At 73.6% G+C, this 24,848-nt stretch carries 26 protein-coding genes; 19 read left to right on the top strand and 7 right to left on the bottom strand.

Annotated features, from left to right (window positions below):
• Window positions 1-248 precede the first annotated feature (248 nt).
• Together ACFU0Y_RS07090 and ACFU0Y_RS07085 are read right to left on the bottom strand one after the other, a co-directional pair.
• Window positions 249-869, bottom strand: coding sequence for a dihydrofolate reductase family protein (locus ACFU0Y_RS07090; RefSeq protein ID WP_380213760.1), 621 nt, complete (start codon window positions 867-869; stop codon window positions 249-251).
• 153 nt (window positions 870-1,022) lie between these two features.
• Window positions 1,023-2,681, bottom strand: a complete 1,659-nt coding sequence (locus tag ACFU0Y_RS07085) for a DUF222 domain-containing protein (RefSeq protein WP_380213759.1) — start codon at window positions 2,679-2,681, stop codon at window positions 1,023-1,025.
• A 312-nt stretch (window positions 2,682-2,993) separates the two neighbouring features.
• Between ACFU0Y_RS07085 and ACFU0Y_RS07080 the strand changes: the two genes are divergently transcribed.
• From ACFU0Y_RS07080 to katG, 3 genes are all read left to right on the top strand, one after another.
• On the top strand, window positions 2,994-4,502 hold the full coding sequence (locus ACFU0Y_RS07080; protein ID WP_380213757.1) for an MFS transporter: 1,509 nt from the start codon (window positions 2,994-2,996) through the stop codon (window positions 4,500-4,502).
• Window positions 4,503-4,574: 72 nt separating this feature from the next.
• A complete protein-coding gene (locus tag ACFU0Y_RS07075) occupies window positions 4,575-4,916 on the top strand; it encodes a hypothetical protein (RefSeq protein WP_380213756.1) in 342 nt (113 codons plus the stop codon).
• On the top strand, window positions 4,900-7,107 hold the full coding sequence (gene katG / locus ACFU0Y_RS07070; RefSeq protein WP_380213755.1) for a catalase/peroxidase HPI: 2,208 nt from the start codon (window positions 4,900-4,902) through the stop codon (window positions 7,105-7,107). The genes ACFU0Y_RS07075 and katG overlap by 17 nt, the downstream gene beginning before the upstream one ends.
• On the opposite strand, the gene ACFU0Y_RS07065 is transcribed toward katG, so the two are convergent.
• On the bottom strand, window positions 7,076-8,578 hold the full coding sequence (locus ACFU0Y_RS07065; protein ID WP_380213754.1) for an FAD-dependent monooxygenase: 1,503 nt from the start codon (window positions 8,576-8,578) through the stop codon (window positions 7,076-7,078). The genes katG and ACFU0Y_RS07065 overlap by 32 nt on opposite strands.
• A 143-nt stretch (window positions 8,579-8,721) precedes the next feature.
• On the opposite strand from ACFU0Y_RS07065, the gene ACFU0Y_RS07060 reads away from it, so the two are divergent.
• The 4 genes from ACFU0Y_RS07060 (at window position 8,722) to ACFU0Y_RS07045 (ending at window position 11,680) form a co-directional block, all read left to right on the top strand.
• Complete coding sequence (locus tag ACFU0Y_RS07060; protein WP_380213753.1) at window positions 8,722-8,850, top strand: hypothetical protein; 129 nt, start codon at window positions 8,722-8,724, stop codon at window positions 8,848-8,850.
• A complete protein-coding gene (locus tag ACFU0Y_RS07055; RefSeq protein ID WP_380213751.1) occupies window positions 8,847-9,488 on the top strand; it encodes a cation diffusion facilitator family transporter in 642 nt (213 codons plus the stop codon). The genes ACFU0Y_RS07060 and ACFU0Y_RS07055 overlap by 4 nt, the downstream gene beginning before the upstream one ends.
• 61 nt (window positions 9,489-9,549) lie before the next feature.
• A complete protein-coding gene (locus tag ACFU0Y_RS07050; protein ID WP_380213750.1) occupies window positions 9,550-10,164 on the top strand; it encodes a class I SAM-dependent methyltransferase in 615 nt (204 codons plus the stop codon).
• A gap of 52 nt (window positions 10,165-10,216) precedes the next feature.
• Window positions 10,217-11,680 carry a YdiU family protein gene (locus ACFU0Y_RS07045; protein WP_380213749.1) on the top strand — a complete coding sequence of 488 codons (1,464 nt, stop codon included), beginning with the start codon at window positions 10,217-10,219 and terminating at the stop codon, window positions 11,678-11,680.
• Between the two features lie 55 nt (window positions 11,681-11,735).
• On the opposite strand, the gene ACFU0Y_RS07040 is transcribed toward ACFU0Y_RS07045, so the two are convergent.
• The 3 genes from ACFU0Y_RS07040 to ACFU0Y_RS07030 form a co-directional block, all read right to left on the bottom strand.
• The gene (locus tag ACFU0Y_RS07040) at window positions 11,736-12,722 is read right to left on the bottom strand and encodes a helix-turn-helix transcriptional regulator (protein WP_380213748.1); all 987 of its coding nucleotides are present in this window, start codon (window positions 12,720-12,722) and stop codon (window positions 11,736-11,738) included.
• Window positions 12,719-13,675, bottom strand: a complete 957-nt coding sequence (locus ACFU0Y_RS07035; protein WP_380213747.1) for a helix-turn-helix domain-containing protein — start codon at window positions 13,673-13,675, stop codon at window positions 12,719-12,721. Before ACFU0Y_RS07035 ends, ACFU0Y_RS07040 begins: the two co-directional genes overlap by 4 nt.
• Before the next feature lie 61 nt (window positions 13,676-13,736).
• Window positions 13,737-14,513, bottom strand: a complete 777-nt coding sequence (locus ACFU0Y_RS07030; protein ID WP_380213746.1) for a hypothetical protein — start codon at window positions 14,511-14,513, stop codon at window positions 13,737-13,739.
• A gap of 166 nt (window positions 14,514-14,679) precedes the next feature.
• On the opposite strand from ACFU0Y_RS07030, the gene ACFU0Y_RS07025 reads away from it, so the two are divergent.
• On the top strand, window positions 14,680-14,892 hold the full coding sequence (locus ACFU0Y_RS07025; protein ID WP_380213745.1) for a hypothetical protein: 213 nt from the start codon (window positions 14,680-14,682) through the stop codon (window positions 14,890-14,892).
• 84 nt (window positions 14,893-14,976) lie between these two features.
• Here ACFU0Y_RS07025 and ACFU0Y_RS07020 read toward each other — a convergent pair whose 3' ends face one another.
• Window positions 14,977-16,104 carry an excalibur calcium-binding domain-containing protein gene (locus tag ACFU0Y_RS07020; RefSeq protein WP_380213744.1) on the bottom strand — a complete coding sequence of 376 codons (1,128 nt, stop codon included), beginning with the start codon at window positions 16,102-16,104 and terminating at the stop codon, window positions 14,977-14,979.
• Between the two features lie 273 nt (window positions 16,105-16,377).
• Here ACFU0Y_RS07020 and ACFU0Y_RS07015 point away from each other — a divergent pair, with 273 nt between their 5' ends.
• The 11 genes from ACFU0Y_RS07015 to ACFU0Y_RS06965 all read left to right on the top strand — a co-directional run bounded on the left by ACFU0Y_RS07015 (window position 16,378) and on the right by ACFU0Y_RS06965 (window position 24,810).
• Complete coding sequence (locus ACFU0Y_RS07015; RefSeq protein WP_380213743.1) at window positions 16,378-16,917, top strand: hypothetical protein; 540 nt, start codon at window positions 16,378-16,380, stop codon at window positions 16,915-16,917.
• Between the two features lie 181 nt (window positions 16,918-17,098).
• The gene (locus ACFU0Y_RS07010; protein ID WP_380213742.1) at window positions 17,099-17,326 is read left to right on the top strand and encodes a hypothetical protein; all 228 of its coding nucleotides are present in this window, start codon (window positions 17,099-17,101) and stop codon (window positions 17,324-17,326) included.
• A 72-nt stretch (window positions 17,327-17,398) separates the two neighbouring features.
• A complete protein-coding gene (locus ACFU0Y_RS07005) occupies window positions 17,399-18,688 on the top strand; it encodes an aminotransferase class V-fold PLP-dependent enzyme (RefSeq protein ID WP_380213740.1) in 1,290 nt (429 codons plus the stop codon).
• Window positions 18,685-19,149 carry a Fe-S cluster assembly sulfur transfer protein SufU gene (gene sufU, locus ACFU0Y_RS07000; RefSeq protein ID WP_380213739.1) on the top strand — a complete coding sequence of 155 codons (465 nt, stop codon included), beginning with the start codon at window positions 18,685-18,687 and terminating at the stop codon, window positions 19,147-19,149. Before ACFU0Y_RS07005 ends, sufU begins: the two co-directional genes overlap by 4 nt.
• 98 nt (window positions 19,150-19,247) lie before the next feature.
• Window positions 19,248-20,255, top strand: coding sequence for an MsnO8 family LLM class oxidoreductase (locus ACFU0Y_RS06995; RefSeq protein ID WP_380213738.1), 1,008 nt, complete (start codon window positions 19,248-19,250; stop codon window positions 20,253-20,255).
• 80 nt (window positions 20,256-20,335) lie between these two features.
• On the top strand, window positions 20,336-21,790 hold the full coding sequence (locus ACFU0Y_RS06990; RefSeq protein WP_380213737.1) for a trypsin-like serine peptidase: 1,455 nt from the start codon (window positions 20,336-20,338) through the stop codon (window positions 21,788-21,790).
• On the top strand, window positions 21,787-22,083 hold the full coding sequence (locus ACFU0Y_RS06985; RefSeq protein ID WP_380213736.1) for a hypothetical protein: 297 nt from the start codon (window positions 21,787-21,789) through the stop codon (window positions 22,081-22,083). The genes ACFU0Y_RS06990 and ACFU0Y_RS06985 overlap by 4 nt, the downstream gene beginning before the upstream one ends.
• A gap of 105 nt (window positions 22,084-22,188) precedes the next feature.
• A complete protein-coding gene (locus tag ACFU0Y_RS06980) occupies window positions 22,189-22,758 on the top strand; it encodes a nucleosidase (RefSeq protein ID WP_380213735.1) in 570 nt (189 codons plus the stop codon).
• 44 nt (window positions 22,759-22,802) lie between these two features.
• The gene (locus tag ACFU0Y_RS06975; protein ID WP_380213734.1) at window positions 22,803-23,519 is read left to right on the top strand and encodes a biotin/lipoate A/B protein ligase family protein; all 717 of its coding nucleotides are present in this window, start codon (window positions 22,803-22,805) and stop codon (window positions 23,517-23,519) included.
• A gap of 38 nt (window positions 23,520-23,557) precedes the next feature.
• Complete coding sequence (locus tag ACFU0Y_RS06970; protein WP_380213733.1) at window positions 23,558-24,394, top strand: SOS response-associated peptidase; 837 nt, start codon at window positions 23,558-23,560, stop codon at window positions 24,392-24,394.
• On the top strand, window positions 24,391-24,810 hold the full coding sequence (locus ACFU0Y_RS06965) for a pyridoxamine 5'-phosphate oxidase family protein (RefSeq protein ID WP_380213761.1): 420 nt from the start codon (window positions 24,391-24,393) through the stop codon (window positions 24,808-24,810). Before ACFU0Y_RS06970 ends, ACFU0Y_RS06965 begins: the two co-directional genes overlap by 4 nt.
• The last annotated feature ends 38 nt before the right edge of the window (window positions 24,811-24,848 follow it).

Here is a 24,848-nt window from a genome sequence, read left to right as displayed (position 1 = left end):
GGCCGGCGCCGAGGTGCGGGTCCCGGTCCGCGGCACCCGCACCTCGGCGAAGGCCTGCACCAGCGGGGTGAAGCGGCGGACACCGAATCGGCAGCTGGTGTCCGACCAACATTTTCCCTGCGGGGCACGGGGTGGCTGACCACGAGATCGAGGTGGGATTCGTCCGCACGGCCTTCGATAGCGGAACCGGGTCGGACCGTCGTCGTCCCCGAGACGGGGTTGTCCGGTGCACGAAGCTCGGCTGTCGCCTACTGCGGCCGCTGTGCGACGTCGACGCCGGTGACCGGGTCGCCGGCCCGCTCGTAGACGAGCGAGATCGCTCCTCCCGGGAACGCCCGTGGCGGCTTTCCCAGGGTGAAGGCGGCCGGGACGGTGCCGTGGCCGAAGAGCCGCTTGCCCGAGCCCAGGACCAGCGGATAGAGGAGCAGGTTCAGCCGATCGATGAGGTCTTCCCCCAGCAGTGTTGTTACGAGGTCGCCACTGCCGATGACGTGGACGTCATCGAACCGGTCCTTCAGTGCTCGCACCTCGGTCGCGACGTCCGTCAGCACCGTGGTTCCCTCCCACGACGGGGCGGTCAGCGTGCGTGACACGACGAACTTCGGCACCGCGTTGAACTTCTCGGCGATCGGGTCGGCTCCGCCGTGGGCCGGCCAGTAGCCGGCGAAGATGTCGTAGGTCTTGCGGCCCAGCAGCAGCGCGTCCAGACGCTCGATGCCGGCGCTGATCGTTGCACCCGATTCGTCGTCGAAGTAGGCCCCCTGCCAGCCGCCGAACTCGAAGCCGCCCTCACGGTCCTCGTCGGGCCCGCCCGGCGCCTGGTAGACGCCGTCGAGGGTGAGAAAGAGGTCGACCTGGATGATGCCCATGGTGTGGTCCTCCGGTCTGCTCCAGCGTCGTCCGTGGTGCCCGATTTTTTCGCGACGGGATGCGGGGGGCAACCCCTCGCACCCGGATGACGGCGCCCACGTGCGAGCGAGGCGCCTCGTGTGTCCTCCGCACGGAGCGCGGGCTCGTCGGTCTCAGAAGGGCGGGGAGTCGTCGGGCGGGAGATCGTCGGGCGGAGAACCAGCGGCCGGACCCACAGGTGGAGGGTCGCCCGGTGGCCGCCCGGTGGTCGGTGTGCTCCGGCGGCCGGCCGGGCCGCATCTGCCGCTGACGTGCTCGGGCACAGAACGGTGCACGAGCCCACCGGGTGAGGTCCACTCCAGTGCCGCGCTGTGCGCGGACGGGCTCCCGGCCCTCCCTTCGTCCGGGGCGGGCGCGATCCGCCGCACCGACCAGGCCCCGAGGTGCCCGTGGCGGTGTTTGACCCGGTGATGGCGCCGGCACAGTGCGGCCAGATTGTGCTCGGCCGTCGGGCCGCCGTCGGCCCAGGCCACCGTGTGGTCGAGATCGCAGCCTTCGGCCCGGCGCCGGCATCCTGGGAAGCGACAGGTCCCGTCGCGCAGCTCGACCAGGCGACGCAGGTCCCGGGGCACGGCGTAGACGGCGCGGTCGTGGTCGAGGACCACCCCCGAAACCGAGTGGGTCAGCACCCGGTGCCAGGCCCCGGCGCCGGCGGCCAGCTGGCGGGCCACCTCCGCGCTGATCGGTCCGAAGCCGGAAAGCATAGGGACGCCGCAGGCGGCCGGGTCCGCCCCGGTGCCTCCGCCGGTCAGCAACGCCACGGGTACCATCACGCTCACCCGTGCCCGAACCCCGCGCGGGAAACCCGGCTCCTCCGGCAGGACACCGTCCAGCAATAGATCCGCCAGCACGTCGGCACGCAGCTCGCCGGGGGAGCGCGGCTCGGCATCCTCAGGGCCCTCGAATCGTGGTGGGTAGGCCGGTTTGGGACGGTCGGGCGCCGGTACGTCCTCGCCGAGCAGGGAGGCCAGGTCCTGGAGCCTGTCGTGCACGGCGACCGCCACGTGGGCGTCCAGCAGTGCGTGCAGATAGGCGGTCCCGTCGGCGGCCGGCTCCACCCACACCGCACGGTTCTTCCGCGCGGTGCGCCGGCTGCGTTCCTCGGCGTCGGCCACGAGCACGGCCCGCCGGGCGCGGGCCGCTGCCCGCAGCTGCGCGGCCGTGGCGTGCGGGGCCCGGTCCAGGAGTTCGGTGATCAGACGGCAGACGGCCTCGACAGGTGGCGGGACGCACGTTGCAGCAGTCCAGGTCGGCGCCTGTTCGATGAGCTCGCGCCACTGCTCCACTATGACCGTGGCCTGGGACGCACCGATCCGGCCGTTCTCCAGGGCGGCCAGGACCTCCGGCAGCATCTCGGCCAGGAGTACGGCGTCCTCCACCCGTCGCCGGGCTGTGCCGGACGGCAACCGTAGGGCCGGTCCCACCTCGGCCGCCACGTCCACGACCAGCTGGTGCTCCGCCTCGGCCAACGGGCTCAGCGGGTCCGGACGGACGAATCCGTGCGCGCAGATCTCGGCCTCGACCTGCGCCATCGCCTCGAACCGGGCCGCCGTGCGCACCGCCTGCGCCGCCAGCCACAGCCGGTGGATGCAGCGCATCTGCGCGCCCACCGCCCGCGCCTCCGCCGCCGCGGCGTCCGCGAGCCCGACGGCCGCGGCCCGCACCACCTCGCCCCGCGCCCCGGGCCCGGCCGGCTCCGGAAGCAGGGGCCGGTCCGGAGGTCCCTCGTGGACCACCCGAGCCCGGAGCTGCCGCTGCGCCGTCGCCGTCATGAGGCCATTCTCCCCGGCACCTCCGACTCGCTAAGGGGGGAGGAACCGGTCGAGAAGGGCGGCACCCGTCGCGGCCATCACCTGGTCGGGCGACGCACCGGCTGGCCGGTGCGCTGTGGACCGGTTCCTCAGCGCCCGGGCACGCAGGACTGTCGTCGACAGTGGCCAGGGCGCAGTCGCGATGAGGAACGACCCGTCGCATCTGCTCAGTGTCCGCCCGTCCTCGACACGGTGATCCGGTCGATCACGGCTGTGTTCCGGTCTCTGCCCCGGGCCGCTACCGTGTCCGCGCCCGTCACTACGCTGGGCCGCATGAACGAGCAGGAACCGGGTTCGTCCCGGGCCGCCTCGGCCCCCACGGGCCGTGCGGCACTTTCCGCGGACGCGGCCGTCACGCCCGCTCCGAGAGATGACGGCCAGGCCCCGGGGCTGATCGATCCCGAGGCCGTGGACACCTCCGTACGCAGTCCGGCGCAGCGCTCCCGCACCTTCGCCGGGATCCTGGGAAACACCGCGCTGGCCAACATCACGGCCAGCTACCTGTGGTTCGCCCTGACGTTCTGGGTGTACCTGGAGACGCGCAACGTGATCGCCACCGGGGTGATCGGGGGCGCGTACATGCTGCTGATCGCGCTCTCCAGCATCAGCTTCGGCACCTTCGTGGACCGTTACCGCAAGCTGGCCGTGATGCGCTTCGCCGCCGGCTTCACCCTGGTGATGTTCGTGCTGGCCGGGGTCATGTTCCTGCTGACGCCCACCGCCTGGCTGCTGGACCTGACCCGCCCGTGGTTCTGGGTCTTCACCCTGGTCATCCTGATCGGGGCGGTGGTGGAGAACATGCGCAACATCGCCCTGTCCACCACGGTCACCATCCTCATCGAGCCGGACCGGCGCGCCAACGCCAACGGGCTGGTGGGCATGGTGCAGGGACTGATGTTCATCGTCACCTCGGTGCTCTCCGGACTGTCGGTCGGGCTGCTGGGCATGGGCTGGACGGTCGTGGTCGCCGTGGTGCTCACCACACTGGCGTTCGTGCACCTGTTGACCCTGCGCATGCCGGAGGAGGTGCGCGCCACGGCCACGGACGCCCACGGCGGCTTCGACCTGCGCGGCTCCCTCGCCGCCGTGCTGGCCGTGTCCGGGCTGTTCGCGCTCATCCTGTTCTCCACGTTCAACAACTTCATCGGCGGCGTCTACATGGCCTTGATGGACCCCTACGGCCTGGAACTGTTCCCCGTGGAGATCTGGGGCACGGTCTTCGCGCTCGGGGCCACCGGGTTCATCGTGGGCGGGGCGCTGATCGGCAAGTTCGGGCTCGGGCCCAACCCGCTGCGCACGATGCTGCTCGCGGTGATCGTCATGGGAGTCGTCGGCGCGGTGTTCACGCTGCGGGAGTGGGCCTGGCTGTACGTCGCCGGCATCTGGCTGTACATGGTCCTGGTGCCGTTCGTGGAAGCCGCCGAGCAGACGATCATCCAGCGGGTGGTGCCGCTGCAGCGGCAGGGCCGGGTCTTCGGCTTCGCCATGGCGTTCGAGTCCGCGGCGGCGCCGATCACCGCGTTCCTCATCGCCCCGATCGCCCAGTTCTGGATCATCCCGTACGCGCGGTCCGCGGAGGGCTCCGCCCAGCTGGCACCGCTGCTGGGGGAGGGCACCTCGCGTGGCATCGCCCTGGTGTTCCTGGTGGCCGGGCTCGTCATGATCGCGGCCGCACTGCTGGCCTTCCTGACCCCGGTCTACCGCCGGGTCTCGGCGTCGTACGCGCAGATGGCGGCGGCGGACGCCGCGGACGGCTCCACAGCCCCCTCGTCCGCGGGCTGAACCCGGTCCGCCACGGACCGTGGACGCCGCGGAGCCTTGACGCGCTCCGGACCGGCCACAAGACTTTGAGGGGTGGACGCACAGCTGGATCTCCAGCAGCTCCCTCGCAGCACCGCCCTGCGGGTCGAGCCGACCCTGCCGGCGGTCACGAACGCCGTGTCCGCGCCCCCGGGCGACGGCACGGCCTCGTTCACCCGCGGCGTCCGTCGTGACTCCTTCGACGGGCCGCCCCGAGCAGAGGCACACGCCCTCCGGAGTCCGGCCGGTGCCGGCTCGTGCCCGATGGCGACCGCCGACCTCGCGCTGTCCGTCCACGAGTCCGGACCGTCCACCGGGGCGATGCCCCTGGGAGCGCGGTCCACCGTGGACCGGCACCGTCACCCTGGAAGGAAGACCCATGTCCCAGACCTCTGATGCTCCCGTGCACGGCAGCGAGAGCGAGAACCCGGCGATCGACGCACCCACCCCGAAGACCGCTCAGCCACGGACGGTCCAGGACTGGTGGCCCAACCAGCTGGATCTGGGTGTCCTGCGGAAGCACTCGACCACGACCGACCCGCTGGGCCCCGACTTCGACTACGCGAGCGAGTTCGCGACACTCGACGTCGAGGAGCTCAAGCGCGACCTCGTCGAGCTCATGACCACCTCGCAGGACTGGTGGCCCGCCGACTTCGGGCACTACGGAGGGCTGTTCATCCGGATGAGCTGGCACTCGGCCGGCACCTACCGGATCGCCGACGGCCGGGGAGGTGCCGGGGAGGGGGCCCAGCGGTTCGCCCCGCTCAACAGCTGGCCGGACAACGCCAACCTGGACAAGGCCCGGCGCCTGCTGTGGCCGGTCAAGCAGAAGTACGGCCGGAAGATCTCATGGGCCGACCTGCTGGTGCTCGCCGGGAACGTCGCGCTCGAGTCGATGGGCTTCAGGACGTTCGGCTTCGGCTTCGGGCGCGAGGACGTCTGGGAGCCCGAAGAGATGTTCTGGGGCCCCGAGGACACGTGGCTCGGCGACGAGCGCTACGCCGGTGACCGCGAGCTCTCGGGCGCGCTCGCTGCGGTCCAGATGGGGCTGATCTACGTCAACCCCGAGGGCCCCAACGGCAACCCCGACCCGGTCGCGTCCGCCCGGGACATCCGCGAGACCTTCCGCCGGATGGCCATGAACGACGAGGAGACGGTCGCGCTGATCGCCGGCGGGCACACGTTCGGCAAGACCCACGGCGCCGGGCCGGCCGACCACGTGGGTCCCGAGCCGGAGGCCTGCCCGGTCACGGGTCAGGGGTTGGGGTGGAGGAGCTCCTACGGGACGGGCAAGGGTCCGGACGCGATCACCAGCGGTCTGGAGGTGACCTGGACCAGCACCCCGACCCAGTGGGGCAACGGCTTCTTCGGCAACCTCTTCGGTCACGAGTGGGAGCTGACCGAGAGCCCGGCCGGGGCCCACCAGTGGGTCGCCAAGGACGCGACCGAGACCGTGCCGGACGCCTTCGACCCGGTGAGGAAGCACCGGCCGACGATGCTCACGACCGACCTCGCGCTCCGGGCCGACCCGGAGTACGAGAAGATCTCGCGGCGGTTCCACGAGCACCCGGACGAGTTCGCCGAGGCGTTCGCCAAAGCCTGGTACAAGCTGCTGCACCGCGACATGGGCCCGGTCACGCGCTTCCTGGGGCCGTGGGTGCCGGAGCCGCAGCTGTGGCAGGACCCGGTCCCGGCGGTCGAGCACGACCTGGTCGGGGACGACGACGTCGCCGCCCTGAAGGAGACCCTCCTCGGCTCCGGGCTGACCGTGGCGCAGCTGGCCTCCACCGCGTGGGCCTCCGCGGCGAGCTTCCGGGGCACCGACAACCGGGGCGGGGCCAACGGTGCCCGCATCCGGCTCGAGCCGCAGCGCGGCTGGGAGGTGAACGAGCCGGAGCAGCTGTCCGAGGTGCTGACCGTCCTCGAGCAGGTCCAGGAGGACTTCAACGGTGCCCGGTCCGACGGCACGAGGATCTCGCTGGCCGACCTGATCGTGCTCGGCGGCTGCGCGGCCGTCGAGCAGGCGGCCCGCAACGCCGGTCACCCGGTCCAGGTCCCGTTCCGGCCCGGGCGCACGGACGCCACGCAGGAGCAGACCGACGTCGAATCCTTCGCCGTGCTCGAGCCGCAGGCCGACGGCTTCCGGAACTTCGTGAAGTCCGACGTGCGGCTCTCGCCCGAGACGCTGCTGCTCGACCGCGCCTACATGCTCAACCTCACCGCCCCCGAGATGACGGTCCTGGTCGGCGGCATGCGGAGTCTGGGCACGAACCACGGGCAGTCGGCGCACGGCGTCCTCACCGACCGGAAGGAGGCGCTGACCAACGACTTCTTCGTCAACCTGCTCGCCGCCGGCACGGAGTGGCGGGAGTCCGGGCCCTCGGAGGACGTCTTCGAGATCCGCGATCTCGCCACGGACGAGCTCCTGTGGACGGCCACCGCGGCCGATCTGGTCTTCGGTTCGCACTCCCAGCTGCGGGCGATCTCGGAGGTCTACGCCGGCGACGACGCCCGGGAGAAGTTCGTGCGCGACTTCGTCGCCGCATGGGTCAAGGTCATGGAGCTCGACCGGTTCGATCTCCGCTGAGGGCACGGGCCCCGGGAGGAGGACCGAACCAGGTGGTGAGCGCGGCCTCGAGACCTGACGTGCTCCCGTCGCCCACCCAGGCGACGTGCCCGTCCGGCCGGACCAGCACGGCGGTGGGAGCGGGAACGGGCCCGAGGACTGGAAGCTCCCAGCTGCCGCGGTGCACTGCGGTGACCAGCCGGACGCGGTCCGCCCAGGCCCCGACGCCGATGCCGCCGGGGGTGCCGAGGTCGAGCAGCACCGGCCGGGCCTCGTGCAGGAGGCGGTAGACCGGCGTCGGGCCGTCGGCCGTGCGGAGGTCGAGATCGGGCATGCGCCGCCCGAGCAGCGGGTGTCCCGCACCGAGGTCGTAGTGGATGTCCAGGCCGGACATCATCGCGGCGTACCGCCGCCGTGGCTCGTCCATGCTCAGCAGCTCGGCGATCGTGTCCGTCACGGCCCGGATGCGTTCGTCGGGACGCCGCAGCGCCACCTGGGCCATCGTGGTGCGGAGCACGCGCGCCGTGACCGGGTGGCGCTCGGCGTGGTAGCTGTCCAGAAGGCGCTCCGGCGAGACCCCTTCCAGGACCTGGGCCATCTTCCAGCCCAGGTTCACCGCGTCCTGGACACCGGTGTTGAGACCCTGTCCACCGTCCGGGGCGTGCACGTGCGCGGCGTCGCCGGCCAGCAGCACCCGCCCGATCCGGTAGGACGCCGCCTGCCGGGTCATGTCGGTGAACCGGGTGATCCACACGGGGCTGTGGGCCCCGTAGTCGGTCCCGTACACGGCGACGAGCGCGTCGCGGAGGTCCCGCAGAGTCGGCTCCCGACCGGAGAGGACATGCCGCTCGGTCACCATGACCCCGACCGGTCCTCCGTCCTCGGGCCGGCGGAAGGCATGCTTGCCGACGCCGTCCTGGTGGATGCCCCAGTCCGGCTCCTCGGTCAGCTCCACCTCGGCGAGCAGGCTGCTCGTCGTCGGGTCCCACCCGGGGAACGGGACGCCCACCGTCCTGCGGACGACGCTGCGCCCACCGTCGCACCCGACGAGGTACCGCGCCCGCAGCCGGCGGCCGCCGGACAGCTCGACGTCGACGCCGGCGTCGTCCTGCGCCAGGCCCGCGACCTCGTTCCCGTAGCGGACGGGCACTCCCAGCTCCCGGACCCAGTCGGCCAGGATCCGTTCGATGTGCTCCTGCCACAGTGCGAGACCGTAGGGATGACGGGTCGGGAAGTCGCTGATGTCCAGGGGAACTCCGGCGAACCCGGCCACCTGAGCGGTTGTTCCCTCCGCGAGGAACCGGTCGGCGATGCCGCGCTGGTCGAGGACCTCGATCGTCCGCGCGTGCAGACCACCGGCGCGCGAGCCGACGAGGTCCTGGCCGGCCCGCCGTTCGACGACGACGACGTCGATCCCCGCCAACCCCAGCTCTCCTGCCAGCATCAGTCCGGTCGGTCCTCCGCCGACGACCACCACCGCATGCTCGTCCATCTGTTGTGCCTCCGTCCGCAGGTCCCGGTCCCGGTCCCGGCCCGAGCATTCTGCCGTGCGCCGGGGGTCTTGCCACAAGCCCCACCTCGCGCGGTACCGTGAAAATGCAGGCAGAAGAGGAAGAGCGGGCCGGGAGGCGGCAGATGATCCACGTCCCGCCGCTGCCGGAGCTGCCGGAGTTCCCGGCCGCGGCGGAGACGCCGTCGGCGGCCACCGGCTCCCGGCCCGCGCTAGGCTCCGCCGTCGGCCGCCCCGAGGGAGCCGGCCGGTGAGCGCACCCGGAACCCTGACACCCACCGAGACCGAACGCCTGACGCGCCGGGGTCTGCGGCTGGCCCAGTTCACCGTCGGCTACAACGTCGTCGAGGGCGCCGTCGCGATCACCGCCGGCCTGCTCGCCGGTCTCGTCTCGGTGGTGGGCTTCGGCATCGACTCCGGCATCGAGTCCATCGCCGCGGTGCTGGTGGCGCTGCGCCTGTCCGCGCGCCTGCGCCACGGCGGGACGGACGAGCGCAAGGAGAGGATCACCCTGCGCCTGGTGGCAGTGACGTTCTTCCTCCTCGCCGCCTACGTCACCGTCGAGGGCATCCGCTCCCTGCTCGCGGGCGAGACCCCCGGATCGTCACCCGTGAGCGTCGCGGTCCTGGCCCTGTCCCTGATCGTCATGCCGGTCCTGGCCGCGGCGAAGAAGAAGGTCGGCACCGAGCTCGGTGACAACCTCATCCTGGCCGATGCCGCGGAGACCAGGATCTGCGTCCTGCTCTCCGTCTCCACCCTTGCCGGGCTGGTCGTCTTCGGGCTCACCGGTGCCGCCTGGGTGGACCCGGTCGCAGGATTCGTCATCGCGGTCTTCGCCGTCCACGAGGGCCGGGAGGCATGGGAGGGCGAGCTCGTCGAGGACGACGGCTGACCGCGCCCCTTCCGCACGGCGTCCGCGTGGAACCTCGCACGGCGGGCGGTACCCTGACGAGGTGGTCGAGCAGAGCGTGTGGATGCAGAAGGTGCGGGAGGACCCCGGACACTCCTCGTGGTACGTGGAGCGGTTCCGGGCCCTGGCGGCCGCCGGTGAGGACATCGTGGGGGAGGCGCGGCTGGTCGAGGCCTTGGTCCCGCCCGGGTCACGGATCCTCGACGCCGGTTGCGGGCCCGGCCGGCTGGGCGGCCACCTGCACCGCCGCGGGCACACTGTCGTCGGGGTCGACGTCGACCCTGCCCTGGTCGTCGCCGCCGAGGAGGACCACCCCGGACCCCGGTGGATGGTGGGGGACCTGGCGGAGCTGGACCTGTCCGCCCGCGGCGTCCCGGAGCCCTTCGACGCCGTCGTCTGCGCCGGCAACGTGATGGCCTTCCTGGCCCCCAGCACACGCATCGAGGTGCTGCGCCGCTTCCGTGGGCACCTGGCGGCCGACGGGCGGGCGGCCGTGGGCTTCGGTGCCGGCCGGGGCTACCCGTTCCCGGAGTTCCTGGCGGACGCCGAGCGGGCGGGCCTCGTGCCCGACCTGCTGCTGTCCACCTGGGACCTGCGCCCGTTCCGGCAGGACAGCGACTTCCTCGTGGCCGTGCTGCGCGCCGCCGAGCGCTCCTGAGTCCCGCCGCCCCCCCCGGCAGGACTCAGGTTCTCCGAGTAGCGTGGGCGATGTGAGTACCACACCCCAGACCACTGTCACCCTCGAGAGCCGCTTCGCCCGGGAGCTGGAGGAGCTGTCCGTGCCCTGGCGGGCCGACGACGTCGCCGACCCCCGGCTGCTGGTCCTCAACGAGCCTCTCGCCGCCGAGCTGGGGCTGGACCCGGAGTGGCTCCGGAGCCCGGAGGGCGCCCGCCTGCTCGTGGGCAACCTCGTGCCGGCCGGGGCCATGCCCGTGGCGCAGGCCTACTCCGGGCACCAGTTCGGCTCGTTCTCCCCGCGCCTCGGCGACGGCCGCGCCCTCCTGCTGGGCGAGGTCGTGGACGCCGAGGACCACCGGTGGGACCTGCACCTCAAGGGCTCCGGGCGGACGCCCTTCGCCCGCGGCGGCGACGGTCTCGCGGCCGTCGGGCCCATGCTGCGCGAATACGTCGTGAGCGAGGCGATGCACGCGCTGGGCGTTCCCACGACCAGGTCCCTCGCCGTGGTGGCCACGGGGCGGCAGGTGCGCCGCGAGAGCCTGCTGCCGGGGGCCGTGCTCGCCCGGGTGGCGAGCAGCCACCTGCGCGTGGGCAGCTTCCAGTACGCCCGCGCCACGGGCGACCTGGACCTCCTGCGCCGGCTCGCCGACCACGCCGTCAGCCGCCACCACCCCCAGGCCGCCGAGGCGGAGCACCCGTACCTGGCGCTGTTCGAGGCGGTGGTCGCCGCCCAGGCCTCGCTCGTGGCCCGGTGGATGCTCCTGGGGTTCGTGCACGGCGTGATGAACACCGACAACACGACCATCTCGGGCGAGACCATCGACTACGGCCCGTGCGCGTTCCTGGACGTCTTCGACCCCTCGGCGGTGTTCAGCTCGATCGACCACGGCGGGCGCTACGCCTACCGGAACCAGCCGGTCGCCGCGCAGTGGAACCTGGCCCGGCTCGCCGAGGCCCTGCTGCCGCTGCTCGACGAGGACCAGGACCGGGCGGTGTCCCTGGCAGAGGGAGCGCTCGAGGCGTTCCCGCGGCAGTACAGCGCGGCCTGGTCGGCGGGGATGCGGTCGAAGCTCGGTCTGCCGGGGGACCTCGACGACGAGGTCGCCGCGACCCTGGTCGACGACGTGCTCGTGCTGCTCCAGCAGAACCACGTCGACTGGACCTCGTTCTTCCGCGCCCTGGGCGGGACCGCCCGCACCGGCGCGCACGCCGCGCGCGACCTGGTCCTCGACCTGCCGGCGTTCGACGCCTGGGCCGAGCGCTGGCGCGCCGCGGGCCCGGACCCGGACGTGATGGATCGGGTGAACCCCGCGTACATCTCCCGCAACCACCTCGTCGAGGAGGCCCTCGCCTCCGCCGTCGACGGCGACCTCGACCCGCTGGGACGGCTCCTGGAGGCGGTGACCTCCCCCTACGAGGAGCGTCCCGGTCTGGAACGGTACGCCGCCGGCCCGCCGGACGACTTCGGTGCCTACACGACCTACTGCGGGACCTGAGACGCCTGCGCCCCGAGCGCCCGCTGGGCCCGTGCGCCGTCGGGCTCTCCCGGGCCTATTCGTGCAGGGTGCGCGCCGGGTTCTCGCCGTAGGCGTGCCGGTGACGCCGGGCGAAGTCCCCGGCGTGGGGGAAGCCCCAGCGCAGCGCGATCGCGCGCACCGTCCCACCACCGGCCGGGGTGCCGCGGACCAGGTCCTGGTGGGCGGCCGCCAGCCGCAGACCGCGCAGGTAGGCCGCGGGGGTGATCCCCGTCCGGGAGCGGAACACCCCGGCGAGTTCGACCGTGCTCAGACCCACGTGGCGGGCGACGTCCTCGACCGTGATCGGCAGCGACAGGGACGCGTGCATGAACTCGACGGCCTGCCGGTGGGCGGTCTGCCGGGCGGCGACCGAGATCCTCCGGGTCCTCGGGTCGCCGGAGAGGCGGAACGTCTCCAGCGTGGCCACCGCCATCCGGCGGTGCAGATCCGCCCGCAGCAGGGGGACGGTGGAGATCGCGGGGTCGGTGAGGATCCCGTGGGCGAAGTCGAAGGTGTCGGCCCAGTACTTCGCGTGCGCGGGGGACGCGGGCCGGGGATGGTCGAAGGCGACCTCGAGGTCCTGGTCGCCGTGGACGGCGCGGGCGGTGTCCTGCAGAGCGGGCAGGTGCAGGTTCAGCGAGTCGGCCTCCAGGAACTCCAGCTCGGCCCGGTAGGCCTCGTGCGGCTGGATGACCATCAGACCGGTGCCGCGCCGGCCGTCGACCTCCCAGCGGTGGGTGCCGGTGCGGCGTCGGACCACCGTGAGCGTGTCCTCCAGGACCAGGTTGACCCGTCCACGGCCCCCGAAGTGGAATCGCCCCAGGCTCAGCTCGGCGTCCCCGTCCACGTCCTGGCGGTAGGCGAACGCGGGGTCGTCGCGAGGCGTGCGGATCTCTGCCCCCGCGTACGTCTGCCGGAGCCTGTCGCCGGCGACCTCCGGATCGTTGGTCGCCACGCGCAGGCGGATGGGCAGCGGGTCCGTCACGTCGTTCTTCCCCGGGTTCCGGTGCGACGCCGTCATGCGTGCAGGGTGGTGGACGGGGCCTGACCGAAGCTGTCCCGGTAGGCGGCGGCGAACCGTCCGCGGTGGGTGAAGCCCCAGCGGGCGGCGACGGCCTCCACCGTCGCCCCGGTGGTCGGGTCGGCGGCCAGCAGATCTCGGTGGACGGCCTCGAGCCGGGCGGAGCGCAGGTAGGCCGTCGGGGTGGTCCGCAGCTCGCGGCGGAACGCCGCCTGCACTCCGCGGGGGCTCAGCCTCGCGGCGGCGGCGATCTCCGGCAGCCCGATGTCCTCGCTCAGGTGGGCGTCGACGAACGAGACCGCCCGGCGCAGCGCGGCCGGGTGGGGGGCGGGGACGTCGGGCACCGGCGGCCCCTGGAGGAAGGTGTTCGGGAAGGTGTGCAGCAGCGCGGTGATCAGGGACCGGGTCATCTCGCTCCGGACGAGGGGACTGCTCATCACCTGGGTGTTGGGCAGCAGGTCGCGCTGCAGGTGGGCCACGGTGCTCGACCAGTACCGGGCCATGACCGGGCTCACGGGGCGGGTGCCGGTGAACTGCAGGCGGAAGGAGTCCGCCCCCAGCAGCTGCCTGGCCTGTTCCGCCACCGCGGCGCCGTCCACGGAGACGCTGAACAGGTCGAGGTCCGCCCAGTAGCTGGTGCACGGGAGCCGCGGGAACAGGAACGGACCCCGGCGCGGCAGACGGTCGGGGCCGCTGGTGGTGCTCAGGACGCCGTCCAGCACATGGCCGATCCGCACCACGTCGGCGCACTCGGTGGTGCCCAGGACGGAGGAGCCGCCCAGCCGCAGCCGGTCGCAGCCCACCGGTGCCGCGTCGGTCGAGGAGAGGGACATGGAGAGGTCCCCGCCCGTGACCCACTGCACGTCCCGCAGGGTGTAGACCTCGTCCAGCTTGGCCAGGGCCCGGGCCGGGTCACGGGTGGTGAAGACCGCCCGCCGCACAGTGTTCCCCATGATGGGCAGGATACGCCGCACGGGGCGCCGCCGACACCCGGTCGCCCCGTGCGGATGCCGCTCAGCCGCCGATGTACTCCCCGGTCACGCTGTCCACCGTGCCGTTCTCGATGCCCGTGCACTGTGCGACACCGGCCTCCGTCACCGGGTCGTAGTTGATGCAGAAGGCGTCGTAGTAGGGCACCCCGCTCCGCCACGCGGCCAGGGCCTCCTCGTAGCTGAACTTCTCCGGGAAGGGCAGCGCCCCCACGTCCGTGTTCACCTGGACCTGGCAGCTCCCGGGACCGTCCGCGGCGAAGGCCAGGAGCTGCCCGACGGTGTCGACGACGTCGATCCGGGCCTGGCCGGTGCCCATCGAGGACTGGTAGGAGCGGCAGATCTCGACGGCCACGGCACGGTCGGTCGTGGTCGCGGTGATCCGGTGGGCCGTCCCGCCGCCCTGGGCCGCCTGCTGCTCGATCCGGGACACGGTCCCGGCGTACGGCTGACCCTCGGGCGTCCCGGTGAACGCGGACCACGCATCGGCGGGAACGGGCTCCACCGGAGCGGCCTCGGGCCGTGACGGGGAGTCCTCGGCCGACTCCTCGGACGACTCCTCCGCCGGCTCCCCGCTCGATGCCTCGGTCGGCTCCTCGGTCGGCTCCTCGGCCGGCTTCTCGGCCGGCGCGCCGGTCGGCTCGGTGGTCGGCTCCGGCGTCGTCGCCGAGGCCGTGGCCGACGGGGAGGGCGAGGTCCGGGCGGCGGGGGTCTCCTCCGGGGCCTGGGGGTCGCCGGCGCAGCCGGCCAGGGCGAGACCGGACGCGAGGAACAGACTGGTGACGACGGCCTTCGTGCTCATGGGGTGCCTCTGCTTCGCTGGGGGGCGGGATTCCCACTGTAGGCGGCCCGCGCGGCGAACCGGGGTGGCCCGCCGGAGAGTTGCCCACCCAAGAGGGGTCAGACGGGACGGGGACCGCCGTGCCACGATGCGGAGGGCATGCCGTCGACCAGTGAAGGGGGCCGCTGTGCCGCACCAGATGACGCTGATGTTCCTCAACTCCGCGCTGACCCTCGTCCTCGTCGTGTCGTGCTACCTGCACCTGGGCGGCGGGCGCTGGTGGTTCCCCTGCCTCTGGTTCGTGGGCATGGCCGCGGGATCCCTGTGGGACGCGCTGCCGCACCGCCGCGCGGCGGAACCAGCACGCCCAGCCGGACTGCGGCCCGCCCGGCAGGGCTGAGGACGCCGGGAAGACCCGGCGCCGGCCGGCGCCGGCCCGGGGCGGGCGGCGTGTTCGGTGTCCGGTCCTCGTCCGTCCGTCGTCCTACTCGCACGCGACGCCGTCACCGTCACGGTCCAGGGCGGCCCGGTAGCCGGGCTCCCCGCGCAGCAGCGGGGCGGCACCGGCCTCCCGGGCCGCCGTGCAGTTGGCGTAGTGCACGTCCGCGGGGGCGAGCGCGGGTTCGGGCGCCGGCGCCTGCGGGACCTCGGCGGGGGAGAGCCCCGCCCCGGTGCCGCCGGGGATGTCGCCGAAGGGGATGCCGCCGGGCAGCTGCTGGTCGGGGCACCCGGAGAGCACCTCGGCCATGGCGGTCTTCTCCGGGGCGGTGACCCACAGGGAGTAGCGGGACTTCACCGCGATCTGGACGGCCACCATCTCGCAGGCGAAGGCCCGGTTCGGGGGCAACCACCCGGAGGCGTCCTGGTCGGACTTCGACCCGTTGGCCGGGCCGTCGACCGCCAGCAGGTTCAGCGGGTCGTTGGCGAGGGCCACGCGATCGGCCGGGGAGAGCCGGCGCGCCCCGGTGACCCAGGCGTTGCCCAGCGAGACCACGTGGTCCACCTGGACCTCGTGGGACGTCGCGACCCCGCGCACGAACTCGATGGTCGCCCCGGTGTAGGGGTCGGCGAGCGTGCCGGTGTCGACCCGGCACCCGTCGGCGGAGGTGACGCCGGTCAGGTCCCGGGCAAGGACCTCGTTGCGAGTGTCCTCGCAGTCGCCGTCGGCGTCGATCCACCCGCCGAACAGGGCGTCGCGGTCGTAGTCGGACATCGTCCCGGCGGCGGCGACCGGCAGGTCCTCCAGAGCCAGGAACGCGCTCGAGGGCGGGGAGACGGCGCGGACGGGCAACTCCGACGGTTCCGGCGCCGAGGAGGGCGCCGGGGCGACCGTGGTGACCGATCCCGGGGTCCTCGAGGCCGTGGACGAGGGGGTGCCGCCGGACGTGGCACTCGACGACGGGGCCGCGGACACCGTCGTCACCGTACCCGGGACAGGGCCAGGATCGGTGCCCGGGGCGGTGGACGCGGTGCTGGAGGCGCAGCCGGCCAGCAGCCCCATCGCCAGCGTGAGGTGCAGCGGCACGGCCACGAGCCACCGTCCCACGGCGGCATCGCGGCGGGGCGCCGGGTCCCTTCCCGGGGCAGGGGAGGAGAAGGGGATGGTGCGCATGGTGCTCCTGGGGACTGGGGGGAGGGTGCGCCCGGTGGAGGGAGCGCGGGGCACCCTCCTGTTCTACGTCCGGTGCCCGTCCGCCACCGCACGGCGCGCCGCGGACGACGGCCACCGGCGGAGCGTGACGTCACAGCCCGCTCCGCCCGACGAGGCCGCCGGTCCCGCACGGCCGGCGGCCCCTTCCGGTCACGGAGACCCTGCTGCGCGAACCCGCCGTCGGTCCGCCGGCATGCTGCCCCGACACGGCCTCCCCGGCCGCGCCATCCCCGGATGAGGGGTCAGACACGCGGGCCCACCGGGTGCGAGGATGCGGTCACGGGGATCGTCGAACGAGGGGAGGGCCTCGTGCTGACCGTGCGCGACAGGCTGCTCCTGGGGCTCTGGCTCCTGCCGGTGGCCCTCGGTCTGGTCGTGGGGCTGCGCGTGGGCGAGGCCGACGGCTCCGTCATGCTGTTCGTCACCGGCATCGTCGCGGCGCTCTACGTCGTCGTGCTGGCCAGCACCGTCCACTCGGCGCGACGCCGACAGACCGAACCGGCCGCCGTCTCCGCCGACGAGCCCGGGCCCCCGGAGCCGACCGCCGAGCCCGGCGACGCATCCGATCCGGAGACCGCCGGTGCCTCCGGCGAGCGCCCGAGCGCGCTCGCCGTCCCGCACGTCCTGCCGGTCGTCCTGGCCGTCTCGGTCGCCGTCTACGTCGTCGCGGAGGGCGGCTGGACCTTCGTGGTGGTCGCTCTGCAGCTCGTCACCGTGATCACCATGGCCGCCTACGTGCACGAGCGCGGCACGGAGCACAGACCCGCGACGTAGGGCGGCACCGCTCCCATCCGGGCGGACCGGAGCGGTGCCGCGGCCAGGGCGCGCACGGCACGGACCGGAGGCGTCGGGCGGCCCCCGGCCGGAGCCCGTCGCGGACCGGGTCCGGTTTCTCCTTCGGCGCCCCGCCGGGAGATCATGGGGACAGGCTCGGACCGCCACCCGGAAGGACACCATGGCCAAGGACCCGCACCCCGACCACGCCCCCAGGCGCAGCCTGTTCCGGCGCTTCGACGACTTCGCCATGCGGTTCTACGGCCCCGCCGTGCGCAGCCCCCGCGACCTCCGCGGTCAGGACCAGCCCAGCGAGCAGACCCAGCAGTGGTACCAGGATCTGCAGGAGGAGTTCGTGGTCGAGAAGGACGCGAACGGCAACACCTACCTCCGGCCCCGCCACCGCTAGCCGCAGTTCCCCGTGACGCCGGGAGGCACCGGCCCGGGTCTTGTCCGGGCCCGGGCCGTACAGTGTCGGAGCATGGAAGGAAACCACGTGCTGCCCCTGACCGATCCCGAGGTGCGTGCGCTGCGGGAGGACTTCCCGCTGCTGACGAACAGCCCGTCGGTCTACCTGGACTCGGGGGCCACCTCGCAGAAGCCCCTGGCCGTGCTGGACGCCGAGCGGGAGTTCTACCTGCACCGCAACGCCGCCGTCCACCGCGGCGCCCACGCCCTGGCCGTGGAGGCCACCGACGCCTACGAGGAGGCCCGCCGGGTGGTGGCCGGCTTCGTGGGGGCCACCGAGGCCGAGCTGGTGTGGACCTCCAACGCCACCGAGGCGATCAACCTGATCACCTACTCCTTCTCCAACGCCTCGGCCGGGCGCGGGGGAGAGGCGGCCGCCCGGTTCCGGCTGGGCCCGGGCGATGAGATCGTGACCACCGAGCTCGAGCACCACGCCAACCTCATCCCGTGGCAGGAGCTGGCCGCCCGCACCGGGGCCACCCTGCGCTGGATCCCCGTCGACGAGACCGGCGCCCTCGATCTCGCGGCCGCCGCCGAGGTGATCGGGGAGCGGACCAAGGTCGTGGCGTTCACGCACGTCTCCAACGTCACCGGCGCGATCACCGACGTCGCCGCCCTCGTCGGCCTGGCGCAGGCGGTGGGGGCGGTCAGCGTGCTGGACGCCTGCCAGTCGGTGCCGCACCTGCCGGTGGACCTGCCCGCCCTGGGGGTGGACTTCGCGGTGTTCTCCGGGCACAAGATGCTCGGGCCCACCGGCATCGGCGCACTGTGGGGGCGGGCCGGGCTGCTGGAGGCGATGCCGCCGTTCCTCACCGGCGGGTCGATGATCACCAAGGTCACCATGGAGGGAGCCCGGTACCTGCCGGCCCCGACCCGCTTCGAGGCCGGCACCCAGCGGGTGGCCCAGGCCGTGGCCCTGGCCGAGGCGGTGCGCTACCTGCAGGGCATCGGGATGGAGCGGGTCGCCGCCCACGAGCGCGAGCTGGGGCAGCGGCTCGCGGCCGGGCTCGGACAGCTCGAGGGGATCCGCCTGATCGGCCCGCCCCCCGGCGGGGAGCGGGTGGGGCTGGCGGCCGTGGACGTGGCGGGGGTGCACGCCCACGACGTCGGGCAGGTCCTGGACGCGGCCGGGGTGGCCGTGCGGGTGGGCCACCACTGCGCCCAGCCGCTGCACCGGGCGCTGGGGCTGACCGCCACCACCCGGGCCAGCGCCTATCTCTACAACACCACCGCCGACGTCGACCGGTTCCTGGCCGAGCTCGCCGGGGTCCGCGACTACTTCCGCGTGGAGAACACGCGATGAGCGCGCTGGACGGGCTGTACCAGGAGGTCATCCTCGACCACGCCAAGCGGCGCTCCGGGAAGGGCCTGGCCGCCCCGGCACCCGGGCACGGGGCCGGGGAGTCGCACCAGTACAACCCGACGTGCGGCGACGAGATCACCGTGCGCGTCGAGCTCGCCGCCGGCCCGGAGGGCGCGGAGCCGGTGGTGGCCCAACTCAGCTGGGAGGGCGAGGGCTGCTCGATCTCCATGGCCGCGGCCTCCGTGCTGGCCGAGACGGCCCCGGGGATGACGCGGGCCGAGCTGAGGGAGCTGATCGGGGCGTTCCGGGAGCTGCTGCGGTCGCGGGGCACCGTGGTCCCCGACGAGGAGGTCCTCGGCGACGCCGCGGCCTTCGCCGGGGTGTCCCGGTTCGTGGCCCGGGTCAAGTGCGCGATGCTCGGCTGGGTCGCCGCCGAGGAGGCCCTCGACCGCGCCGACTGAACTCCGGGACCGCCGGCCCCGGCCGTTCCGGCCCCGGGCTCCCCCCCCCAGGGGCGGTGGCCCGGAATGCTTCCGCCACCGCCCGGGTTGTGCGCACCATGGCCCTCTCCGACGTCCCGCTCTCCCTCCTCGACCGCGCCGCCACCCGGGAGGGCTCCACGGAGGCGGAGGGTCTCGCCCGCGTCCTCGCGCGGGCCGAGCGCGCCGAGGAGCTGGGCTACCACCGGTTCTGGGTGGCTGAGCACCACGCGGTGCCCGGGATCGTCGGCTCCGCGCCGGCGGTGCTGATGGCCGCCCTGGCCGCCCGGACGCACCGTCTCAGGATCGGCTCCGGCGGGATCATGCTCCCCAACCACCAGCCCCTCGTGGTCGCCGAGCAGGCGGCCACCCTCGAGGCCCTGCACCCCGGCCGGATCGACCTCGGCGTGGGCCGCTCGCTCGGTTTCACCGCCGCCGTCCGGGCCGCGCTGCGCACGGGCAGGGACGCCGCGGAGCGCTTCGAGGACGACCTCGCGGAATTGCTCGCCCACCTCTCCGGCGCTGCCCCCGTCACCGCCCGGCCCCGCAACCACGCCGCGACACCGGTCTTCGTCCTGGCGACCGGTGCCGGGGTGGAGACCGCGGCCCGGGCGGGACTCGCCGTGGTGCTCGGCGGCCCGGTGCTCTTCCGCGAGGGCCCCGGCGGCGGCACCGCGGTGCTCGAGCGGTACCGCGCGCAGTTCCGCCCGTCGCCGTGGTGGCCGAAGCCCCACGTGGTGGTCTCGGCCAACGTCGCGGTCGCGCGGACGCGCGCGGCCGCCCGGGAGCTGCTGCTGCCCGAGGCCCGCGCGCTGGCGGCCTCCCGCACCCGGGGCGAGTTCCCGCCCCTCGCCCCCGCCCGTCCCACGGAGCCGGACGGGTTCACGGACCGCGAGCGGGCCCTCGTCGAGGACGCCCTCACGAGCTCCGTCCACGGCACGGCCCCGGAGGTCCGGGACCGGCTGGAGCGGCTGATCGCGCGGACCGGGGCCGACGAGCTGCTCGTGACGGGCGGCGCGTACGACCCCGACGCGCAGGCGGAGTCCGACCGGCGGCTTACCGGGCTGTTCCGACCCCGAGGGCGGTAACACCGCCATAACGCCCACCGGCGCAGCATGTCCCTGAGAACCCCGTCGAACGGCACGGGGTCCGAGGGCAGGAGGACGCCGTGAGCGCTGAAGAGCTCGGGCACGTGAACCCCGAGCTGCTGCTCCAGGAGCTGCGCGCGAGGGCGGCAGGTGCGGGTCGGCAGGCGCCGGCGACCGCGCGGCCACGCGGCCCTCGGGCACCGGTCCTCCCCGCTCGTGAGCTGCCCCGGTCACCGCAGCTCGACTTGGCGTCGGACGAGGACCTCGTCCAGGCGCTGCGCGTCGGCCAGCGGGTCATCTACGGGACCGACGACCGCCAGGACGTCTACCAGGTGACCGACACCGCCCTGCTGCGCGACGCCGACAGCTCGGTGGCGCTCGTGGGCGCGGACCAGATCACCGACAACGGTGACGGCACCTCCACGCTCAACGGCCCGGTCATCGGCGACGAGTACGGCCTGTGCGCCGACGAACCCTTCCGCACCCAGCCGACGATCGCCTTCTGCTCCGGGTTCCTGGTCGATCCGAGCATCGTGGTCACGGCAGGCCACTGCCTGGACGCCGGCAACCTGGCCACCACCCGGTTCGTCTTCAGCTACCAGATGCAGGACGAGGCCGTCCCGGTCACCCGGCTCTCCCAGGATGAGATCCGCCGCGGCCACCGGATACTCGGCAGCGCCATCGGCACCGAGGGCACCGACTGGTGCGTCGTCCAGCTCGACCGGCCGGTGCTCCACCACCGTCACGTCACGGTGCGGCGCACCGGCAGCATCGCCGACGGGGCGGGGGTGCACGTCATCGGGCATCCCTCAGGTCTGCCGAAGAAGATCGCCGGCGGCGCGGTCGTGCGGGACAACAGCCCCCGCCGGTTCTTCGTCGCCAACCTGGACACCTACGGCGGGAACTCGGGCTCGCCCGTGTTCGACTCGGCCACCCACGTCCTGGAGGGCATCCTCGTGCGCGGTGAGACCGACTACGTCCAGGTCGGTGCCTGTCTCCGGTCCAACGTGTGCCCCGCCGACGGTTGCCGCGGTGAGGACGTCACCCGCGCCACGGAGTTCGCCGAGCTCGTGCCCGAGAACCGGCACGACATCATCCCCTTCGACCCGAACACGGCGCAGGTGGTCCAGGCGGGCGGCCGGTGGAAGATCGAGGCGAGCGGGATGTGGCTGCTCGACTTCGGTTCCTCCCGGGCCGAGGCGGACCGGGCACTGGGCGTCATCACGCACTACGGGCTCAACGCCCAGGGCTTCGTGGGGCGGCCCGACCCGTCCATGGAGTTCTACCTCGTTGACGGCGAGGCCCCGCGGGGCTCGTTGCCGGACGAGGACCGCATCGGCTTCGACCCGGCCACCGTGGAGGTCCGTCAGGTCGGCGGCCGCTGGAAGCTCGTGGACGGGGACCACTGGATCCTCGACTTCGGGACCTCCCAGGCGGAAGCGCGTCAGGCGCTGAGCTACGTGCTCCGGTACGGGTTTCGCTGGATCTGCTTCGTCGGACGGCCCGACCCGTCGATGACGTACTTCACGCGGTGAGCGACGAGCCCTTCGGGGGGCAGGAGCCGGACGAGCTGGACCACCGCGTGGTGTCCGCGCTCGCCGGCGGCGGGACGCCGGAGCGGATCGTGGCGGTCCTCGCCGGGCAGCCGGGCGTCACCGCGCTGCTGCGGCCGGGGCTGGTCAAGACCGCGCCGCCGCTCGTGGAGCTGGTCGTGGAACAGCGTGCAGCGCAGCCCGGGACCCGCGTGGAGTGGGCCGTGCACCGGGTGTACGACCTCGCCGTGCACCCGGACGGGCGCCTCGAGCTGCGGGGCCGGCACGAGCCGTGATCCCCGCTCGCACGTCAGATCCGCCGGTGCTCGCAGCCCCGCTCCGGGGTGGGGACGCGGCGACCCCCCCCCGGGGCCGGCGGCTAGTGCGGATAGAGTGACGGGGTGCCCCAGCTGCTCGTTCTCGCCGCCCACCCCCTGGAGACCACGTACTTCCCGGAGGACATCGACCTGGTCCTGACCGGCGTCGGGATGTCGGCCGCGGCGGTGCGCACCACCGAGGCGGTGCTGACCCGCTGCCCGGACCCCGGGCGCCGGGCGGAGCTGACGGTGCTCAACATCGGCAGCGCCGGCGCCCTGAAGCCCGGGCTGACCGGGGTGCTCGAGCCCTCCCGGATCATCAACCGCGACGTGGACGAGGATCTGCTGCGCGCGGCGGGGATCCCCGTGGACAACGTCATCGAGCTCGGCGGCGACGGGCCCGTGCTCGCCACCGGGGACTCCTTCGTGGCCGGCGGACCCGCCCGGGACGCCCTGGCCGCCCGGGCGGACCTCGTGGACATGGAGGGCTGGGCGATCGCGGTGGCCTGCCGGCACCTGGGCGTGCCGCTGCGGATGGTCAAGCACGTCTCCGACGCCGCCGACGAGGAGGCGGTCGCGTGGGCCGAGAAGGTGGAGCTCAGCGCCCTGGCCCTGGGCCGGTGGTTCCGCGGCAGCGGGATCGCCGGGGCGTGACCCGCCGCAGGACCGTCCGGATCCGCCACTAGACTGGGGCCAGCATGAAACTTCTCCGCCAGCGCGAGTCCCTGGGCGCCCAGCAGGACTACGAGAGCGCCATGACCCTCCTCGCCGACGTGCGCCGCAGCGGGCCCGTCCTGCGCCTCTACGAACCGGCCCCCACGGTCGCCTTCGGCCGCCGGGACGAGCTGCGCCCGGGCTTCGCCGACGCCGCGCGGGCCGCCCGCGAGAGCGGCTTCGAGCCCCTGGTCCGCAAGGTCGGGGGCCGGGCAGCCGCCTACCACGGCGGATGCCTGATCATCGACCACCTCGAGGCCGCCGAGGACCCCACCTCGGGCATCCAGGACCGCTACCGCCTGTTCGGCGACATGATCGTGGCCGCCCTGGAGGAGCTCGAGATCGAGGCCGACGTCGGCGAGATCCCGGGCGAGTACTGCGCCGGCGAGCACAGCGTGCACGGGACGCACCCGCCGTCGTCGTCGTCCCCGGGCCGGAAGGTGAAGCTGGCCGGGACCGCTCAGCGGGTGGTCGCGGGCGCCTGGTACTTCAGCACCGTGCTGGTGGTCGAGCAGTCCGAACCGATCCGCTCGGTGCTCACCGACGTCTACGCCGCCCTCGACCTGGACTGGGACCCCACCACCGCGGGGGCCGTGGACGACCTGCGACCGGGCACCACCGTGGCCGACGTCGAGCGCGGGATCCGCAAGGTGTACGGCATGTACTCCCAGTACCTGGGGTACGGGCCGCTCACCGACTGAGCCCCGGCCGCCGGCCGGGCAGACCGAGGAGGCAGCAGATGTGCGGACGCTATGTCATCGCCCGGGCCGTGGGCGACCTCGTGGCCGAGACCGGGGCCGTCCCGGACGAGAGCCTCGGCGAGGCCGACTCCGAGCGGCTGCGGGCCAACTGGAACACCGCTCCCACCACCGACGTGCCGATCGTCCTCGAACGCCTGACGGGCGGGGACGGCCGGGACGGGGGCGGAGAGCTGGTCCGCGAGCTGCACGTGGCCCGCTGGGGCCTGGTCCCGGGCTGGGCCAAGGACCCGGCGGTCGGGTCGAAGATGTTCAACGCCCGGTCGGAGACCGTCCTCGAGAAGCCGTCCTTCCGCAAGGCGGTCCGTGCCCGCCGGTGCGCGGTCCCGGCCAACGGCTACTACGAGTGGAAGAAGGAGCCCGGGGCCGGGAAGGGCGGGCGCAAGCAGCCGTACTACGTCCATCCGGCCGACCCGGAGGAGACCATCTGGTTCGCCGGGATCTACGAGTGGTGGCGGGTGCCCGAGGGCACGGAGCTGCACTCCGGGGCCCTGCAGCCCGGCAGGGACGGCGGCGGGAGCACCTGGCTGCTGTCCTGCTCCATCCTCACCACCGACTCCCCGGAGCCCTCCGGCGAGCACCCCGTGCTCACCGAGCTGCACGAGCTGCACGACCGGATGCCGATCCCGCTGGCGCCCGAGCACGTGGGGGACTGGCTGCGCCCGGGGGAGGACGACGCCCCGCAGCTCGTGGACCTGGTGCGCGCCGAGGCGCACCGGACGGCCGCCCGCTGGGTGCTGGACCCGGTGGATCCGGCGGTCGGCAACGTGCGCAACAACTCCCCGGAGCTCGTCGAGCCGCAGCGGAGCCTGTTCTGAGCCCCCGGGAGGCCGCCGGCCGGGTCATCGACTTCGTCCGCGCCCACGGCGGCGGGGTCGTGGCGACCAACAGCGGCGCCGGCTGCCCCGAGTCCGCGTGGATCAATCTCGCGGCGCTGCAGGACGGGCGGCTGGTCTTCGGCACGAACGAGCGCAGCCGCAAGTACGCGAACCTCCTCGCCGACCCGCGGGTCTCCCTCGTGGTGGTCTCCGGGACGGGCCAGGAGTTCCAGCTCGAGGGCGAGGCCGCCGTGCTGGAGGGTCCCACCGCGCGGGACGCCGGCGAGGTGCTGGAGGCCCGGCACCCGGGCGCCACGGGCAAGGACAGCACCCGGCTCGTGGCGGTGCGCCCCCACTGGGCGCGGTTCGTCGACATCGCGGTGGAGCCACCCGTCCGGGAGGAGCTCACGCTCTGAACCGGTCACGGAGGACACCACGGGGAGGGCCCGGGGCC

Origin of the sequence: Kocuria sp. NPDC057446 (genome assembly GCF_042802875.1) — a bacterium.
Classification (GTDB): domain Bacteria; phylum Actinomycetota; class Actinomycetes; order Actinomycetales; family Micrococcaceae; genus Kocuria.
This window is presented reverse-complemented; position numbering and strand designations above follow the sequence as displayed.